The 15,673-nt window shown below is 38.1% G+C and carries 19 protein-coding genes; 10 read left to right on the top strand and 9 right to left on the bottom strand.

Features of this window, described 5'->3' with window-relative positions:
- Position 1: 1 nt before the first annotated feature.
- From ACOKFG_RS09595 to ACOKFG_RS09570, 6 genes are all read right to left on the bottom strand, one after another.
- Positions 2 to 865, bottom strand: coding sequence for a rhomboid family intramembrane serine protease (locus ACOKFG_RS09595; RefSeq protein ID WP_422861134.1), 864 nt, complete (start codon positions 863 to 865; stop codon positions 2 to 4).
- Positions 866 to 868: 3 nt separating this feature from the next.
- On the bottom strand, positions 869 to 1,603 hold the full coding sequence (locus ACOKFG_RS09590; RefSeq protein ID WP_422861133.1) for a rhomboid family intramembrane serine protease: 735 nt from the start codon (positions 1,601 to 1,603) through the stop codon (positions 869 to 871).
- Positions 1,604 to 3,451, bottom strand: a complete 1,848-nt coding sequence (gene mutL, locus ACOKFG_RS09585; protein ID WP_298793740.1) for a DNA mismatch repair endonuclease MutL — start codon at positions 3,449 to 3,451, stop codon at positions 1,604 to 1,606.
- Positions 3,451 to 3,735, bottom strand: a complete 285-nt coding sequence (locus tag ACOKFG_RS09580) for a riboflavin synthase subunit beta (protein WP_298793739.1) — start codon at positions 3,733 to 3,735, stop codon at positions 3,451 to 3,453. Before ACOKFG_RS09580 ends, mutL begins: the two co-directional genes overlap by 1 nt.
- A 137-nt stretch (positions 3,736 to 3,872) precedes the next feature.
- Entirely contained in the window at positions 3,873 to 4,355 is a 483-nt protein-coding gene (gene ribH / locus ACOKFG_RS09575; RefSeq protein WP_298793738.1) for a 6,7-dimethyl-8-ribityllumazine synthase, read from the bottom strand.
- Positions 4,356 to 4,359: 4 nt separating this feature from the next.
- Positions 4,360 to 5,121, bottom strand: a complete 762-nt coding sequence (locus tag ACOKFG_RS09570) for a tetratricopeptide repeat protein (RefSeq protein WP_298793737.1) — start codon at positions 5,119 to 5,121, stop codon at positions 4,360 to 4,362.
- A 126-nt stretch (positions 5,122 to 5,247) separates the two neighbouring features.
- On the opposite strand from ACOKFG_RS09570, the gene recF reads away from it, so the two are divergent.
- Genes recF through ACOKFG_RS09550 form a run of 4 tightly spaced genes read left to right on the top strand, consistent with a single transcriptional unit; the run spans position 5,248 to position 7,579 of the window.
- Entirely contained in the window at positions 5,248 to 6,327 is a 1,080-nt protein-coding gene (gene recF / locus ACOKFG_RS09565; protein WP_299172319.1) for a DNA replication/repair protein RecF, read from the top strand.
- A 1-nt stretch (position 6,328) separates the two neighbouring features.
- Positions 6,329 to 6,760: a hypothetical protein gene (locus ACOKFG_RS09560; RefSeq protein ID WP_299484839.1), complete on the top strand. Its 432-nt coding sequence runs from the start codon at positions 6,329 to 6,331 to the stop codon at positions 6,758 to 6,760.
- On the top strand, positions 6,760 to 7,056 hold the full coding sequence (locus ACOKFG_RS09555; RefSeq protein WP_299484837.1) for a DUF721 domain-containing protein: 297 nt from the start codon (positions 6,760 to 6,762) through the stop codon (positions 7,054 to 7,056). Before ACOKFG_RS09560 ends, ACOKFG_RS09555 begins: the two co-directional genes overlap by 1 nt.
- 22 nt (positions 7,057 to 7,078) lie before the next feature.
- Positions 7,079 to 7,579: a GNAT family N-acetyltransferase gene (locus tag ACOKFG_RS09550; protein WP_299484835.1), complete on the top strand. Its 501-nt coding sequence runs from the start codon at positions 7,079 to 7,081 to the stop codon at positions 7,577 to 7,579.
- A gap of 59 nt (positions 7,580 to 7,638) precedes the next feature.
- On the opposite strand, the gene ACOKFG_RS09545 is transcribed toward ACOKFG_RS09550, so the two are convergent.
- Together ACOKFG_RS09545 and ACOKFG_RS09540 are read right to left on the bottom strand one after the other, a co-directional pair.
- Complete coding sequence (locus ACOKFG_RS09545) at positions 7,639 to 8,166, bottom strand: GNAT family N-acetyltransferase (RefSeq protein ID WP_422861132.1); 528 nt, start codon at positions 8,164 to 8,166, stop codon at positions 7,639 to 7,641.
- Positions 8,167 to 8,260: 94 nt separating this feature from the next.
- On the bottom strand, positions 8,261 to 8,680 hold the full coding sequence (locus tag ACOKFG_RS09540) for a nucleoside-diphosphate kinase (protein WP_422861131.1): 420 nt from the start codon (positions 8,678 to 8,680) through the stop codon (positions 8,261 to 8,263).
- Between the two features lie 153 nt (positions 8,681 to 8,833).
- Here ACOKFG_RS09540 and ACOKFG_RS09535 point away from each other — a divergent pair, with 153 nt between their 5' ends.
- The 4 genes from ACOKFG_RS09535 to ACOKFG_RS09520 all read left to right on the top strand — a co-directional run bounded on the left by ACOKFG_RS09535 (position 8,834) and on the right by ACOKFG_RS09520 (position 12,728).
- Positions 8,834 to 9,850, top strand: a complete 1,017-nt coding sequence (locus ACOKFG_RS09535; protein WP_422861130.1) for a DHH family phosphoesterase — start codon at positions 8,834 to 8,836, stop codon at positions 9,848 to 9,850.
- On the top strand, positions 9,847 to 10,404 hold the full coding sequence (gene gldI, locus ACOKFG_RS09530) for a gliding motility-associated peptidyl-prolyl isomerase GldI (RefSeq protein WP_299484827.1): 558 nt from the start codon (positions 9,847 to 9,849) through the stop codon (positions 10,402 to 10,404). Before ACOKFG_RS09535 ends, gldI begins: the two co-directional genes overlap by 4 nt.
- Before the next feature lie 5 nt (positions 10,405 to 10,409).
- A complete protein-coding gene (locus ACOKFG_RS09525) occupies positions 10,410 to 11,516 on the top strand; it encodes a peptidylprolyl isomerase (RefSeq protein WP_298793728.1) in 1,107 nt (368 codons plus the stop codon).
- 141 nt (positions 11,517 to 11,657) lie between these two features.
- The gene (locus tag ACOKFG_RS09520; RefSeq protein ID WP_298793727.1) at positions 11,658 to 12,728 is read left to right on the top strand and encodes a DUF3810 domain-containing protein; all 1,071 of its coding nucleotides are present in this window, start codon (positions 11,658 to 11,660) and stop codon (positions 12,726 to 12,728) included.
- A gap of 6 nt (positions 12,729 to 12,734) precedes the next feature.
- On the opposite strand, the gene ACOKFG_RS09515 is transcribed toward ACOKFG_RS09520, so the two are convergent.
- The gene (locus ACOKFG_RS09515) at positions 12,735 to 13,541 is read right to left on the bottom strand and encodes a DUF6503 family protein (RefSeq protein WP_422861129.1); all 807 of its coding nucleotides are present in this window, start codon (positions 13,539 to 13,541) and stop codon (positions 12,735 to 12,737) included.
- Between the two features lie 77 nt (positions 13,542 to 13,618).
- Here ACOKFG_RS09515 and ACOKFG_RS09510 point away from each other — a divergent pair, with 77 nt between their 5' ends.
- Both ACOKFG_RS09510 and ACOKFG_RS09505 read left to right on the top strand, forming a co-directional pair.
- Entirely contained in the window at positions 13,619 to 14,413 is a 795-nt protein-coding gene (locus ACOKFG_RS09510; protein WP_422862189.1) for a TrmH family RNA methyltransferase, read from the top strand.
- Positions 14,414 to 14,416: 3 nt separating this feature from the next.
- Positions 14,417 to 15,649, top strand: coding sequence for a M48 family metallopeptidase (locus tag ACOKFG_RS09505; protein ID WP_422861128.1), 1,233 nt, complete (start codon positions 14,417 to 14,419; stop codon positions 15,647 to 15,649).
- Positions 15,650 to 15,673: the final 24 nt, after the last annotated feature.

The raw sequence follows: 15,673 nt of genomic DNA, 5'->3' as shown, positions 1-15,673 counted from the left end.
GTCAGTCCTCCTTACCAGCTTTAAACAAAAAATCTTTTTCCGTCTTTGACAAGCTTTCATAACCTGACTTGCTTATTTTGTCCAAAATGGTATCTATTTTTCGTTGATTGGCCTCTTTGTCGTATTCAGCCTTACTTTTCTTTTTAGAAACCTTCTTTTTGTAAACGGTTTTCATTGGTGCTTTTTTCTCTCGTGGCTTAAACAGTTGAGCTATGCCATTTCTAACCTTTGTAAATCCCGCACCAATATCATTTCCTTTGAGCAATTGTCGAGCATAAACATATCCAAGGGCGGCACCGCCCAAATGCGCCAGCCTTCCTCCAACATTACCTCCATAAGGAATTTGAATCAAATCAACCAAAACAAAAAACAAACCAACATGCCATAGTTTGACATTGAAGAAAACAATTCTTACTTCTTGATTTGGCATATATGCGCAAACAAAAATCAAGACTGCGGTTACACCTGCAGAAGCACCAACTAATGCCGTTTGTGTATTCAATAATGTTGGAAAAACATTATAACTGAGCAGAAACACGGCTCCTCCTATGATTACTCCTAAAAAGTAAACGTTGAGGAATTTTTGTGTATCGAAAAGATTAACAAAAATGCGGCCTGCAAAGTATAACATAATCATATTCCAGAAAATATGTCCCAAACCAGCATGGAAAAACGAATAGGTGACTAAAGACCATGGTTGGCCCAAAAACCCAATAAAGTCTTGGGGCAACTGAAACCATCTTACCACCGAGTTGCCTAACAAGGCCAACGAAAGACCATCGAGAATGAACACCAAAACGTTAATGGCAATCAGCTTCTCTGCAATGTTGAGTCGTGCAAAATTATATTGAAGTCCTCCAGCCATAGGTCAATTCCATCGATTTTTGTTAAACTCATTCTTTTTCCAATACCACATCATAATAAAACCTATCAATGCACCACCAATATGCGCAAAATGCGCAATTCCTGTATTTACATTTCCAATTCCAAAGAATAAATCGATTGCCAGTAATGCGGGTACAAAGTACTTTGCCTTAATTGGAACCGGTAAAAATATCAACATCAATTTCGCCTCAGAATACATAAAGGCGAAGGCTACCAGGATTCCATAAATGGCACCAGAAGCACCTACTACCGGGGTATTATAAGCACTCAAAAAGTTTTCAATGGTGCCTCTATCCGCAATATTATACCAATTGGGGCTATACTGTCCTCTAGATATAATGTCCAAAACTTGCTGCTCTGTCATGCCTGCATTCACCAATGCATTTAATCCTTCGTTAAACAAATAGTAATTGACCCCGGTGTGTAGCATTGCAGAGCCAAGTCCAGCGGAAAAATAGAAAAACAAAAATTTGTTTCTTCCCCACACGCGTTCCAAGGGGGTCCCAAATGCCCACAGCGCATACATGTTAAAAAGAATATGCATTAGATTGCCATGCATGAACATGTGGCTGACAACCTGCCACCATTGAAAATTTCCATTTTGTGGAAACCAAAGCGATAACCATTGGTACATTTGGTCTCCGTACATTTGGGTGGCGAAAAACAATATGACATTGATAATCAATATATGTTTTACGGCCTCAGTCAATCTCCCCATTTATTTCATTTTTTTTTCGATATCCCCTTCGGAGATAATGGTGTATGTTATTTTTTGAAACGGACTCAATGTCGGTTCCTTACAAGCGAACAAATCGTTTACCAAAGCCATTTGTGATTCTTGATCCAGGACCTCTCCCGTTTTCACAGCTAAATTTTTAGCAAGCGTTTTTGCCAAAAGTTCTGCTTGGGAAATTTCACTTCCCCCAAAACCTTCTTTGTAATCCGAAATAAGTTGATCCAATACCATGCCAATTCCACTTTCGGTAACTGTCATTGGTACACCTGTCACTTTTACCGTTTCGTTGTCCAGAGTATCAAACATAAATCCAACATTGGATAAGCTTTCTTCTATTTCTGTTAAAATAATTCTATCCTGATTTGAAAATGGAAGTTCCAATGGAAAAAGCAGTTGTTGACTTACCCCTTCCTTCACAGTAATTTCTCCTAAAAACTTTTCAAAAAGAACCCGTTCATGTGCCCTATTTTGGTTAACTACCAACATTCCCGATTTAATGGTACTCACCACATATTTTCGTCGAAGTTGAAAGGTGATAGCAGCTGGTGCTTCGTTGGAGTCATCTGCATAAAAAGTTCCCTGTACACCTGTTTCCGATTCAATCTCTACGCTGCTAAAATCATCGGTATCCAAATGAGTTGTTAGACCTTCATACAGATTTTCCCAACCTTTTGCACTTTGTTTTTGATATGATGAACCACCCATTGATTTATTTCCAACTTCCTGAAACGGATTAAAGGAAGGGTCAACAGCAACTTGAGGGACTACTACCTCCTTTTCTTTATAGGCATATGGCGTCACCATGTTAGGGTCGTGCTCAAAATCCAAAATGGGAGCTACATTGAACTGTCCCAAACTGTGTTTGATGGTTGACCTTAAAATCGCATATAAGGTATTTTCATCATCAAACTTCACTTCTGTTTTTGTCGGATGAATGTTGATGTCAATCGATGACGGATCCACTTCCAAATACAAAAAGTAACCTGGGTATGTGTCCGATTTAATAAGTCCTTCAAATGCAGCTACAACGGCATGGTGTAGATACGGACTTTTGATGAATCTGTTATTTGCGAAGAAGTATTGTTCTCCCCTACTCTTTTTTGCAAATTCGGGCTTGCAAACAAAACCAGAAATTTTCACGACTTCAGTTTCTTCTTCAACGGGTACCAAGCGGTCTTTCATTCGACTACCAAATACATGGGCTATCCGTTGCCTATGATTTGTTTTTGGTAGGTTAAAGATTTCTGAACCATTATTATAAAAATGGAATTCGATATGTGGGTGCACCAAAGCCACACGATGGAATTCATCGGTAATGTGTCTAAACTCAACTTGGTTGGACTTCAAAAAATTACGTCGGGCTGGGATATTAAAAAATAGGTTCTTGACTGAAATGGATGTTCCTATTGGCGTAGCCACAACCTCTTGGGAAATAATTTTACTGCCTTCAATCTTAATATGAGTACCCGTTTCAGCACTTTTGGTTCGGGTTTGCATGTCAACATGCGCTATGGCAGCTATTGAGGCCAAAGCCTCACCTCTAAAACCTTTTGTATCCAAATTGAAAAGGTCCTCTGCACATGATATTTTGGATGTTGCATGTCGTTCAAAAGAAAGTCTTGCATCGGTTTCGCTCATTCCAATACCGTTATCAACCACTTGAATAAGGGTCTTTCCACCGTCTTTAACAATAAGCTTGATTAAATCGGCTCCAGCATCGATTGCATTTTCCAACAGTTCCTTGACCACAGAAGCTGGTCGCTGAACCACTTCCCCTGCTGCAATTTGGTTGGCAACATGGTCGGGTAAAAGTTTAATGATGTCAGCCATTAGGGAGTGAGGAATATGGATAAATCAAAGTCGATGATGTACAAAAACAACAATATCAAGACTGCCACAATAACAAGGAAACGAATTTTCAGGTTCTTGTCGCCCTCGGTTTTTAAATCATCTACGGCGGAGGAAAATTTATTTTTGAGACCTCTTTGTGTATGTGCAGTACTTCGGAATTTATCTAGTTTGTGTTCTATTTTATAAGGATTGCCATCTCCCTTGTAGTACCTAGGTGAGTAATCATAGGTCCTATTTTTTCGAAGTTTCAGAAAATTTCGCATGACATCCTTTTCGTATTACCTCAAAGGTACTTAAAAACAAAAAACGGGATTGCCCCTTAATGCCAAAAAATGTTAACAGGATTGAAAGTTCAAACGTAAACTCAATTTGATTTGAGTTTAAAGCTATTAATCCTGGGTTATTTCCCCAACATTACCATTTTAATTGCTGCTATTGCAGCTTCTGAACCCTTATTGCCGTGTTTGCCTCCACTTCGGTCAATAGCCTGTTGAAGTGTGTTGTCCGTCAATACACAAAAGATGACGGGTGTATCAAACTGAATATTTAAATCTTTTATTCCTTGGGCTGTTGCGGAACAAACAAAATCGAAATGACTGGTTTCCCCTCGAATCACACTACCAATTGCTATTACAGCATCAATTTTCTGGGTGGAAAGCATTTTTTTACAACCATAGGTCAGCTCGAAACTTCCTGGAACATTCCAGCGAACAATATTTTCGGATACAGCACCACAGTCAAGTAAGGCATCAATAGCTCCTTTATAAAGTCCTTCTGTAATGTTTTCGTTCCATTCAGAAACAACAATCCCAAACCGAAGTGACTTCGCATTTGGGATTGTGGTCTTATCGTAGGCCGACAAGTTCTTATTCTCGGTGGCCATTATTTTAGTTTTTGGTCAACCCGATTAGAGCATCTATACCATTAGCTTCTTGAGAAGAAGCGAATTCTTCTTTTATCTTTTCAAAAAAGCTAAGCGCTTTTTCCTTTTCACCTAATTCAATAGCAACGATACCAGCCTTGTATAAAAATCTAGGTGTAGTATATTCATTTAAACTGTGAGCAACGGCTTTTTCATAATATTCCAAAGCATCACCTGGCTGATTTAACTGCGAAAAAGCGTCACCAATTCCTCCTTTGGCCATGGCGCCTAAAACCGCATCATCTGATGAAAAGCTTTCCAAGTGGGAAATAGCCTCATCATATTGTTGCAAGTTCAAATAGGTCATCCCTGCAGAATACTTAGCCAAGTTTGCCGCTTTGGTGCCTTTATATTCTTCAATAATATCTAAAAACCCATATTTTCCTTCAGCACCGTTCAAAGCCAAGGTGAACAATGAATCTTTTGCTGTTTCATTGGTCAATGCTTGGTCAAAATATTGTTGCGGGTAATATAGCTCATTAGCAGCAGAAGCCTCTTTGGGTTTTTGAATAAACTCATTATATCCCAAGTAGCCCAAAACAGCCACAGCAATGGCCCCAATGGCTCCTAAAATATAATTTTGGTTTCTTTGAACCCAGGCCTCAGTCTTGGAAGCGCTTTCATCTAAAGTATTAAATACTTCCGCCGTTGTACTGTTCTGTTCATCCAGTTGTACTTCCTCAGCCTTATTTTTTGGTTTAAAGCCTCGCTTCTTATATGTTGCCATCCTTGATTTTATTGATCGCGCAAAAATAAAGTTTTTATCCAAAACCAAAAGGTAATTTATTCGTTATTTTTGGATTCCTTAATTGGCGCTAACACCATACAAAAGCACTTTCTTCTTTAGATTTTTATGTTTTTAAAACACTTATCCTTAGTTAATTACAAAAATTTTGATTCCAAAATTCTAGATTTCGACCCCGTAATCAACTGTTTGGTGGGTGATAATGGTGTGGGGAAAACAAACATTTTGGACGCTATTTATCATCTTTCTTTTGGAAAAAGTTATTTCAATCCGGTGTCTACCCAAAATATAAAACACGACACGGATTTTTTTGTGGTTGAGGGTGAATTTGAAAAAGATGAGCGTACCGAAAAAATTATTTGCAGTTTTAAACGAGGGTTAAAAAAAGTAATTAAACGAAACGGAAAAGCCTATGAAAAGTTCTCTGAACATATTGGCTTTTTACCCTTGGTGATTATATCGCCATCGGATCGTGATCTAATTATTGAAGGGAGTGATACCCGTAGAAAATTTATTGACGGAGTCATTTCGCAATCAGACAAGGCGTATCTCCAATCACTCATTAAATATAATAAAGTTCTGGTGCAGCGAAATTCTTTGCTGAAGTATTTTACAGTCAACAACACCTTCGACCGGGACACCTTGTCTGTCTACAACGAGCAATTACATCTTTTAGGCACTGAAATACATAAAAAAAGAGTTGATTTTATATCATCCTTTACTCCAATATTCAAAGAACAGTATGCCCATATTTCCGAAAAAGATGAGCAAATCATGCTATCGTATGAGAGTCAATTGTCATCAAAAAACCTAATGGAGCTTTTAGAAAGTGCCATAGACAGGGATAGAGCTTTACAATACACCAGTGTCGGGATACATAAAGACGATTTGAGCTTTACCATAGCCGGACACCCCATCAAAAAGTTTGGAAGTCAGGGGCAACAAAAGTCGTTTTTAATAGCATTGAAACTTGCGCAGTTTCATTTTATAAAAGAGCAAGCAAAGACCACTCCGATTCTTCTTTTGGATGATATTTTTGATAAGTTGGATGAAAATCGGGTATCTCAAATAGTAGGCTTGGTAGATAATGATAATTTTGGCCAGATTTTTATCAGCGACACCCACGCAGAACGCACGGAAAACGTTGTTAAAAATATTCGTCAGAGTTATAAAATCTTTACCTTGTAACATGAAGAAGCTATTTCTTTTTGGGGGATTATTATTGCTTTTTGCTTGCAAGAAAAGTCCAATTTCAGAAGAGAGCCTGAAATATTTGAATGGGTATTGGGAAATTTCCGAAGTAGTATTTTCGGATGGTACAAAAAAGAGCTATACTGTTAATCCAACCGTTGATTTTATCCAATTGGAAAACAATGAGGGGTTCAGAAAAAAGATGCAACCGAAATTTGATGGAACCTATAAAACATCCGGTGATATACATGATGCAGAACTATTACAAGTAAGTCGAACTGATTCTGATTTTGTTTTACGGTACTCCAATGAGTTCAGTGATCGTGAAGAGGTTTTAACGCATCTTGATTCCATTTCCTTTTCAGTAATGGGTGATGACGGTAATTTATACACCTATAAAAGGTTTCAACCTATAATTCTCCCAAAATAATGGCGAAGCGGAATAATTCACATTTACGTATGAACGAGGCACTGAATGAGTTCATAAAAGAGAATAAGCTTCAAAAGGGCATGGACAAGGTTGATGCCAGGGAAGCTTGGGAAAAACTCATGGGCAACGGAGTGAACAATTACACTACCTCTGTTGAGCTAAAAAATGAAACACTTTATATATCTCTTTCATCATCGGTACTTCGTGAAGAGTTAAGCTTTGGAAAAACTAAAATTATCGCTATGCTCAACGAAGAGTTAGGCAAAGAACTGATCAAAAAGTTGGTATTACGATAGAAAGTTCATTACCTCGAAAAAGATGAAACTAATTGTTGAAACTGAGAGATTACTAGTCGTCGAGGCAGAATTGGAAGATTCAAAGTTCTTCTTTGAGTTGTTGAATAGTCCAAATTGGTTGGAGTTTATCGGAGACAGAGGTATCAAAACAGAAAAACATGCCGAAGCCTACATCCAATCAAGTCTTATTTCGTCCTATGAAAATAACGGTTACGGACTTTTTAAAATGGTGCTTCGCCAATCTTTGGAACCCATTGGTATTTGTGGTTTTGTGAAGCGGGATTATTTGGAACATCCTGACATTGGTTTTGCCATACTCCCCCAATTCGAGGGAAAGGGTTTTGTTTTTGAGGCGTGCAACTCGCTTCTGATTTATGGAAAAGAGATTTTAAGCTTGCACCCCATCCTAGCTATTACCACTGAAAAAAATGTTAGATCACAGGCTCTTCTTTCCAAAATTGGATTAAACAGTTCTGGAATTATCAAACCAAACAAGGAAGAGTTTTTACTTTATTCTACCTAAAAAGAAAGCCAACCTTATTCCCTTAATCCGAGGAAGTTTTCAACTATAGATTACGGTCTTTACAACGACTTAACATAGTAATCAAAACAGCTAGGTGTTATAAGGTCAGTTGATTTTTTTGAGTCTACTTCTCCAAAATCTTGAGAATGTGTGTATTTATACCCCAACCGTTGATACCAAGCACTGATTCTAGTTTTGAATTCTACTTCTATAGTTTTAGGTCTTAAAATTCCAATTTTAATGAGTTTTACGCTCTCCGTCGCCACGATTTGCTCTACTGAATTTATCAAGGCACGCCCAATGCCCATTCCACTTTTTCCAAAATCTGCGCATAGTAGACCAAATCCATAACTATTTGGATTCAGTTTATAATAATGTATTCCGCCTACGACCAACCCTTCGTTATAAGCTACAAGTATTTCGCCTTTATTTATAATCTCATTATAATCATCGAACGAAATTCGGGGATAATTCTCGCCCCAGATTTCCTTTTCCGTTTCTGCATAAGCAATTGTCAGAATTTCATAAAGTCTTTTACGATCTTGTAAGGACAGACTTTTTGTCTTTGTAGAAACCACATTAATCATTACACAAAATTAATGAAGAACCCAATTATTGGATTTAACAACAAAAAAAAGCCACCCAAATAGGTGGCTTTTATTTTTTCTATTTCCAATATTATTAGAATACTTCTCTTCCTGAAAAATGGAAAGCACCTTCAATTCCTGCGTTTTCATCGCTATCAGAACCGTGAACGGCATTTTCACCTATACTAGTGGCGTATAATTTACGGATGGTACCTTCAGCAGCTTCAGCAGGGTTTGTTGCTCCAATCAAAGCTCGGAAATCGTCAACCGCATTGTCCTTTTCTAAAATGGCAGCCACAATAGGACCCCTGGTCATAAAATCGACCAACTCTCCAAAGAAAGGACGCTCCTTATGAATTGCATAAAATTCCCTTGCGTCTCTTTTGCTCAATTGAGTATATTTCATAGCTACAATTTTAAATCCTGCAGCTGTTATCTTTTCCAAAATCGCCCCAATATGACCATTTTCAACGGCGTCTGGCTTAATCATGGTAAATGTTCTATTTCCAGTCATTTTTTAAAATTTTGCGCAAACTTACGCTTTTTCAAGCAACGTGCAAGATTCGCTGAACAAGCTTACGTTAATTTTCAGTTTTTTTAGGAATTAGTTCAATCTAAAAGTCATCCAAAGAATACGTCTTTCTGATATTATTGTATCTTTGCCGGCATGAATTTAGAGGATATTACGACGGTAAAGTCGATACTTTCCCAACCCCAAAAGATCGTAATCATACCCCACAAAAACCCGGATGGCGACGCCATTGGTTCGTGCTTGGGATTGTATTGCTTTCTGAAATCGCTTAAACAAGAGGTTTCGGTAATTGCTCCTAACGACTATCCAAAATTTTTGAAATGGATGCCCAAAAATGAGGTCGTCCTGAACTTTGAAAAGGAAAATTCACAAGCCAAAAAAAGACTTGAGGAAGCAACCGTCATTTTCACTTTGGATTTTAACGATTTTTCCAGAACCGGTCAATTGGAAGCAATTCTAAAAGAAAAGCAGGCTGATTTTATTATGATAGATCACCATCAGCAACCTAAAGATTATGCAAAGGTTACCTACTCCGATGTAGAAATGAGTTCAACTTGTGAAATGGTATACAACTTTATAGAATACCTTGGAGGATTGGATAAAATTGATGCTTCAATTGCGACCAATTTGTATACTGGCATCATGACCGATACTGGTTCGTTTAAATATCGTTCTACGTCCAGCAGGACCCATAAAGTAGTCTCGGATTTAATTGATAGAGGTGCGGACAACATGGAAATCCACAGACAGGTTTTTGATACTAATTCGCCCTCACGACTTCATCTTTTGGGGGTTGCACTGAGCAATATGGTGATTTTGCAAGAATATAAGACCGCATATATTACCTTATCTCAAGATGAGTTGGACGCCAACAACTTTAAAAAAGGAGATACCGAAGGTTTTGTCAACTACGGACTAACTCTGGAAGGAATTATATTCGCTGTTATTTTTATTGAAAATAAGGAAGAAGGCATCATCAAGATTTCCTTCCGTTCCGTGGGAGACTTTTCAGTAAACGAATTTGCCCGTAAACATTTTAATGGTGGCGGACATGACAACGCAGCTGGAGGTCGAAGTGACACAAATATGGAGACTACAATTGAGAATTTCAATGAAATCCTAAAGACTTATAAATCAAAATTGAATCCATGAGAAGGATGCTACTCTTTAGTCTAGTTTTAGCAATGGTCTCCTGCGGTGGTCCAGAACCTCGTAAGCCTGTAAAGGTAAAATCAGGGAGTTTCTTCAAAGAATCGGTTGAACGAAACAAAGCACTCTTGGCTAAGGAAGAAAAGTTGATTCAAGAAATTATTAATCAAGACACTGCACATACTTATGTGGCAAGTCCAAGTGGGTTTTGGTACTATTTTGAAAACACAAATGAGACTTCAGCATATTTACCAAAAACAGATGATCAAATTTTGTTTTCCTATAATCTGCTAACAATGGGCAATGACACTCTATATTCTGCAAAGGAAATAGGCCCGACCTCATACGTAGTGGACAAGGAACAATTGTTCCCAGGTCTACAAAATGCAGTTAAATTGCTTAAAATCAACGAAAGGGCGACCTTTCTTTTCCCTTCATTGCAAGCTTATGGCTACCATGGTGATGGAGAAAGAATTGGTCCAAGAACCCCCATAAAATCTACAATAGAACTACATACAATCATTATAAATCAAGATAGTTTAAATCTTAAACCATGAATACAATGAAACAATCACTTGTTTTACTCACCCTATTCTCAATTACTCTTTTAGGATGCAAATCAAGCAAATATGCCGATTTAGGTGATGGTATCTTTGCTGATATTCAGACAACAAAGGGAGATATCATCATTAAACTGGAGCATGAGAAAACTCCTGTAACTGTTGCCAATTTTGTAGCACTTGCCGAAGGTACAAACCCCTATGTTGCGGATAGCCTAAAAGGAAAAAACTACTATGATGGTATCATTTTCCATAGAGTTATAAAGGATTTTATGATTCAGAGTGGTGATCCGTTGGGTACCGGAAAAGGAAACCCAGGTTATAAGTTCAAAGATGAATTCCATGATTCTTTAGCACATTCCAAAAAAGGAATTTTATCAATGGCCAATTCAGGTCCAAAAACCAACGGAAGTCAATTTTTCATTACGCACAAAGAAACTCCTTGGTTAAACGGAAAACATACTGTTTTTGGTGAAGTTATTGTTGGAATCGAAGTTTTAGATACTATCGCCAATGTAAAAACCGTACCTGTAGACAAGCCTGAAGTTGACGTAGTCATGAACAAGGTGGAAATCGTTCGGAATGGTAAAGAAGCTAAAAAATTCGATGCTGTCCAGGTAATTCAAGACTATTTTAAAGCAGAAGAGGCCGCAGTTGCAGCCTTCAAAAAAATGATTGGGGACTACGCCATTGAATTTGCCAAACAAAAAGAGGAAGCTGAAGAAACCACATCAGGACTGCGCATTTTGTCTTTGAAAAAAGGAGATGGTGAGAAACCAAAAATCGGTCAAAAGGTATTTGTTAACTATGCTGGTTGGTTACCTAATGGAGATTTATTTGATAGTAATGTTGAAGAAATGGCGGCAAAATTCAATAAATTGAATCCGGGTAGAAGAGACCAGGGCGGTTATCAACCATTTCCAATGGACTACAGTCCAGAGGCCAGATTGATAGCAGGTTTTAAAGAAGGTTTGCAAACCATGTCTGTGGGCGATAAAGTTCGTCTCTTTATTCCTCCTCATTTAGGTTATGGTGCTCAAGGCGGAGGTCCAATCCCTCCCAACTCTGATCTTATTTTCGATTTGGAGATTACTGGAATTCAGGAATAATATTATTCCATCAAATATTCTGAAAAGCAGCACTAGGTGCTGCTTTTTCTTTTGTATAAAGCTTTGTTAAGATGAAAGTCTGTATTGGCAATCTAGGAATTAAGAACTAGATTAGAAGCAAATAATACCCAGCTTGCTATTTTGAAAGGACAGAAAGTCAAAACAATTATTGCGATTGCCCTGCCAATACAAATCATACTCGTAAAATGGATTGGCAGCTATCCAGAATTCGTGGAAAACTATTATAGCAATGGATTGTATCCACCTATATCTCAATTTTTCAGAACTCTTTTTGGTTGGATTCCCTTTTCTATAGGTGATATTTTTTACCTCCTACTATTTTGGTTTGCAGTAAAATATCTTTTCAAAAATTGGAAATCCATTAGAAGAAAACCGTTGCTTTTTGGCAAAGATATCTTGGTGGTGCTCTCCATAGTCTATTTTGCCTTTCATCTTTTATGGGGGATGAACTATTATCGTTTGCCCATCACTACCAAAATGGGTATTGAAAAAGAATACAGTTTAGAAGGATTGACAGATTTCACCGAGTACATCGCGGACCGAACCAACTATTATCAAACCAAGATTACCGGAGACACTATTGATCCAGTAAAAATACCGTATTCCAGAAAAGAGATTTTTCAAAAAACGGAAGAAGGGTATTCAAAATTGAAGGAAACTTATCCTGACTTTGAATACAAAAAAGTTAGTTTAAAAGCTTCGTTATTCAGTACTCCCTTAACTTATATGGGGTATGGCGGATACCTCAATCCATTTTCCAATGAAGCACAAGTAAACGGTATAACACCATTATTTAGGTTGCCAACGGTTAGTGGTCATGAAGTGGGTCATCAATTGGGTTATTCTGCGGAGGATGCCACCAATTTTATAGGATTTCTTGTTACTTCACAGAATGAAGACCCTTATTTCAAATACGCGGCATACAATCACGCACTTGGTTACTGCTTGTCCGATTTGGCTCGAAAAGATGAGGCAAAGTCCAAAGAAATTGTTCAAAAACTTAACCCTGGGGTTAAAAAGAATTTCAGGGAACTATCAGAATTCTGGGCAGGATATGAAAATCCTTTGGAACCTGTGTTTAAATCAATTTTCAATACCTTTTTAAAAGCAAATAACCAAGAAGAGGGAATTCAAAGCTACAATTCGGTCGTGGGCCTATTGATAAGCTACCACGACCAAAATGGATTTTGAAAAGCGTTACTGCTTTTTCTTTGCCTCAACGAAAATCGCATCATCAGGCTTTGCAAAATACCCTTCAGGCTTAGCTGCAGTGCTTAACGATATGTTTTCAAAATTCACAGTACTTCTAGCATCTAAGATTTTGGTCCCTTCGTAATTGTGCCAGGTTATCGATTTTGGCAGGTTTAACCCCTCTACATCTTGCCAATCATCGTATCGAATCCACTTTACGTTATCCGAAATTTCTCCAGTTCGGTAAGTAACGGTGTAACCCAGCCAGGTCATTTTATGGGTCTCAGCGTCAAAATGAATGAAATACTCATCTTTTGGCGAAGTTCCTACACCGGAATCATATGAAATACGGATTCCTGGATAACTCTTGCCATCGTATACTAAATCTTCGGTTTCCCCATAGTTTATACCATCGTCAGCCAAAACAAAGGGCATTGCATAGAAATAAAACATTAGATTATGATAAAAAACGGCGTCTCCTTCGTAGTTTTCAGCAACATCTAAAAGCCAAACCTTAGAACCATTGGAGCCCATGGCAAATTTCTCGGTATCAATTCGGTCATTTCGTGTCCAAAGATCTATAGTATGCAGTTCTTTCAAATCGGATTTTGGAATCTCATAAGACAGCGTTCGCTGTTTTTTCCAGTTTTTTAATCCACCATGGGCTGCAAATACATTTTCAAGAGTTTCAGGATAGCTCGTTGCCATGGCCATTTCCACCTTTTCAGTTTCTTTGGTGACAACTTCTTTTTGGGTGTTGTTCTTACAGGCAAAAGCCATACATGCAAGAAGGATAATACTAAAATTTCTCATGTGGATAGTTGTTTGCCGCTTTGTCGTAAAAGCGGTTCCAAGATTACAAGAATATGTATTTTTGATCCGTGGATGAAATCAAATTAATCAGTAGCACTCAAAATCCCTTAATTAAGAAGATAATTCTCCTTAAGGAGAAATCCAGGGAGCGAAAAAAGACAGGGCTCTTTGTGGTGGAAGGACAACGCGAAATTGAGATGGTCCTAAAAGGAGGGTATAGCATCAATACCTTGCTTTACTGTCCTGATATTCTTCCTGATTTTTCCCAAACAACTATTTCCAAAAACTCAGAGGTCCAATACGTTCAGCTGTCCAAATCAGTCTATGAAAAAATAGCTTATCGTGAAAGTACTGAGGGAATATTATGTATTGCCCGGGAAAAAGATCAAACCTTGGAAAATCTTCAGTTGAAAAAAGAGCATCCCTTGATATTGGTTGCAGAAGCTCCTGAAAAACCGGGCAATATTGGTGCTTTGCTGCGAACCGCGGATGCAGCAGCTGTGGATGCAGTTTTGATAGCCAACCCAAGAACAGATCTCTATAATCCAAACATAATCCGATCAAGTGTTGGCTGTGTTTTTACCAATACCATCGGAATGGGGACCACTTCCGAAATCATTGCTTTTCTTAAGGATAGAAACATCCAAATATTTTGCGCAGCCCTAACTGCATCCAAAAACTACGTGGATTGCGACTTTAATTCAAGTACTGCTATAGTTGTGGGCACAGAGTCCACCGGTTTAACGGACGATTGGCTACAAAGTTCGGACCAGAACATCATAATTCCCATGCAAGGCGAAATTGACTCCATGAACGTTTCCGTCTCGGCAGCAATACTTATATTTGAGGCAAAGCGTCAGCGCGGATTTTAAGCTATGGAAAAAACTACTTTGTTCTACGTGATCATTGCAATTCTGGTCATTCAATACCTTATTCAACAGCTACTGGAGTACCTAAATGCGCGTCGTTTTAAATCAAATGTTCCGCAGGAGTTAAATGATGTTTTCGACACAGCCGAATATCAAAAATCCCAGGAATATAAGCTTACCAATTATAGATTCGGTATGTTTTCAGATGGCTTCTCACTTCTACTAACACTTGGTTTTCTATCCTTTGGAGGATTTGAATGGGTAGATGGACTTACACGTGCCTGGGTTGACGAGACTATTCCCATGGCCTTAGTATTTTTTGGTATCATCTTATTGGGAAGTGGCATTTTAGGATTACCCTTTTCGTATTACCAGACCTTTGTTATTGAACAGCGCTATGGGTTTAACAAATCCACAAAAAAAATATTCTTTTTAGACAAACTAAAAGGAATGTTGCTTGCTGCTTTGTTTGGTGGAGGAATACTGTCTTTATTCATCTTGTTCTACCAATGGACGGGACCTGAATTTTGGATGTATGCTTGGTTATTGGCAGCAGCCTTCATCCTATTTATGAATCTGTTTTACAGTCGATTGATTGTTCCTTTGTTCAACAAGCAGACTCCGCTATCAGACGGAAGCTTAAAAAGCGCCATTGAAACCTATGCGAAAAAAGTGGGCTTTGAGTTGCAGAACATTTTTGTGATTGACGGTTCAAAAAGGTCTACCAAAGCCAATGCTTATTTTTCTGGATTTGGAAAGGAAAAAAGGATCACATTGTTCGACACTTTGATCAACGATTTGGATGAAGATGAAATTGTTGCCGTTCTAGCGCATGAAGTTGGCCATTATAAGCGTAAACATATTATTTTCAACCTTTTGGTTTCACTAGGGTTGATGGGTTTTACGCTGTACATTCTATCCCTTTTTATAAACACTCCCGAAATATCTTTGGCCATTGGAGTTTCCATACCAAGCTTTCATGCAGGGCTTATTGGGTTTGTTTTGTTGTACAGTCCTATTTCCGAAATAACCAGTCTCGCCATGAATTATTTATCTAGAAAATTCGAATTCCAGGCAGATGATTATGCCAAAACTACCTTTGCTGCACAACCATTGATTACATCTTTAAAAAAGTTGTCGAAGAACAGTTTGAGCAATCTTACGCCGCATCCGGCATATGTTTTTGTTCATTATTCCCACCCTCCCCTAATTGAACGAATAAGGAACTTAAAGGCATAGTTTTTGTTGTTTACCATTAAAGAT

Source organism: Flagellimonas rhodophyticola (assembly GCF_049332665.1).
Taxonomy (GTDB): domain Bacteria; phylum Bacteroidota; class Bacteroidia; order Flavobacteriales; family Flavobacteriaceae; genus Flagellimonas.
The sequence above is the reverse complement of the archived record's forward strand: the minus strand, read 5'-3'. Positions and strand labels throughout refer to the sequence as shown.

Coding starts and splice junctions, on each gene's coding strand:
- ACOKFG_RS09570 (WP_298793737.1), bottom strand. CDS start 5,121: ATGGCAACATATAAGAAGCGAGGCTTTAAACCAAAAAATAAGGCTGAG.
- ACOKFG_RS09505 (WP_422861128.1), top strand. CDS start 14,417: ATGGAAAAAACTACTTTGTTCTACGTGATCATTGCAATTCTGGTCATT.
- gldI (WP_299484827.1), top strand. CDS start 9,847: ATGAGAAGGATGCTACTCTTTAGTCTAGTTTTAGCAATGGTCTCCTGC.
- recF (WP_299172319.1), top strand. CDS start 5,248: ATGTTTTTAAAACACTTATCCTTAGTTAATTACAAAAATTTTGATTCC.
- ACOKFG_RS09595 (WP_422861134.1), bottom strand. CDS start 865: ATGGCTGGAGGACTTCAATATAATTTTGCACGACTCAACATTGCAGAG.
- ACOKFG_RS09545 (WP_422861132.1), bottom strand. CDS start 8,166: ATGATTAATGTGGTTTCTACAAAGACAAAAAGTCTGTCCTTACAAGAT.
- ACOKFG_RS09550 (WP_299484835.1), top strand. CDS start 7,079: ATGAAACTAATTGTTGAAACTGAGAGATTACTAGTCGTCGAGGCAGAA.
- mutL (WP_298793740.1), bottom strand. CDS start 3,451: ATGGCTGACATCATTAAACTTTTACCCGACCATGTTGCCAACCAAATT.
- ACOKFG_RS09555 (WP_299484837.1), top strand. CDS start 6,760: ATGGCGAAGCGGAATAATTCACATTTACGTATGAACGAGGCACTGAAT.
- ACOKFG_RS09525 (WP_298793728.1), top strand. CDS start 10,410: ATGAAACAATCACTTGTTTTACTCACCCTATTCTCAATTACTCTTTTA.
- ACOKFG_RS09540 (WP_422861131.1), bottom strand. CDS start 8,680: ATGACTGGAAATAGAACATTTACCATGATTAAGCCAGACGCCGTTGAA.
- ribH (WP_298793738.1), bottom strand. CDS start 4,355: ATGGCCACCGAGAATAAGAACTTGTCGGCCTACGATAAGACCACAATC.
- ACOKFG_RS09590 (WP_422861133.1), bottom strand. CDS start 1,603: ATGGGGAGATTGACTGAGGCCGTAAAACATATATTGATTATCAATGTC.
- ACOKFG_RS09515 (WP_422861129.1), bottom strand. CDS start 13,541: ATGAGAAATTTTAGTATTATCCTTCTTGCATGTATGGCTTTTGCCTGT.
- ACOKFG_RS09580 (WP_298793739.1), bottom strand. CDS start 3,735: ATGCGAAATTTTCTGAAACTTCGAAAAAATAGGACCTATGATTACTCA.
- ACOKFG_RS09560 (WP_299484839.1), top strand. CDS start 6,329: ATGAAGAAGCTATTTCTTTTTGGGGGATTATTATTGCTTTTTGCTTGC.
- ACOKFG_RS09535 (WP_422861130.1), top strand. CDS start 8,834: ATGAATTTAGAGGATATTACGACGGTAAAGTCGATACTTTCCCAACCC.